This window comes from Corynebacterium tuberculostearicum, from assembly GCF_022347235.1.
Classification (GTDB): Bacteria; Actinomycetota; Actinomycetes; order Mycobacteriales; family Mycobacteriaceae; genus Corynebacterium; species Corynebacterium tuberculostearicum_F.
Genome location: NZ_JAKRDX010000052.1, coordinates 1 through 844 on the forward strand (window position 1 = coordinate 1; position 844 = coordinate 844).

The window sequence follows — 844 nt, forward strand, 5'->3', positions numbered from 1 at the left end:
ACAAATGGGTGCAAACCCGCGAAGAACGCAGGTTAAAGACGTGTTCGGATGCTCTTATTGGTGCAAGAATCAAGACCATCTTCGATGATGAATACGGGCTTTATGGTGCTAAACGCATCGCTGCAAGCCTTAAAGCCGATACGAGCTTTGGCCCGATAAATCACAAGAAAGTCGCACGAATCATGAAATCCATGGGACTTAAAGGCTTTACCAAACGCCGCCGATGCGTCACTACCAGGCGTAAGCCTGGTCACCGCGTCATGCCAGATCTAGTAGGCCGCAGATTCACAGCTGACAGGCCAAACCACGTCTATGTAGGCGACATTACGTACCTGCCGTGTAAGGGCGGCAAGAACATGTACCTGGCCACGGTCATCGACGTCTACTCGCGCAAACTTGTCGGACATGCACTCGCCGATCACATGCGGGTATCACTGGTTATCGAAGCTTTGTCCCATGCCAGGAAAGTCCGCGGAAGCCTTAAAGGGGCAATTTTCCATTCTGATCACGGCAGCGTGTACACCTCACAAGCCTTTAGGAACTATTGCTCGTCGTTGGGTGTGCGCCAGTCTATGGGAGCGGTAGGAACGAGTGCTGATAACGCCCTAGCAGAATCGTTTAACGCCACGCTCAAGCGGGAAATCTTGCGTGACAGGAAAGTCTTTGACAATCCGATCTCCTGCCGCCAAGAAGTCTTCCGGTGGTGCATGCGCTACAACACACGCCGACGGCACTCCTGGTGCAATCTTTCAGCTCCTGACGTCTTTGAAGCCGAGAATTCAGCTACACTGACTAGAGCAGCATAGCTAACCCCCGACGTGTCCACTTTCCGGGGGTCAGGCCC

1 protein-coding gene is annotated in these 844 nt (G+C 53.1%); it reads left to right on the forward strand.

Annotation, left to right across the window (positions count from 1 at the left end; all coding sequences use genetic code 11):
* Nucleotides 1-806 (forward strand): IS3 family transposase (locus tag MHK09_RS11630; RefSeq protein WP_250413615.1); only part of this gene is annotated, 806 nt, incomplete at its 5' end.
* Between the last annotated feature and the right edge of the window lie 38 nt (nucleotides 807-844).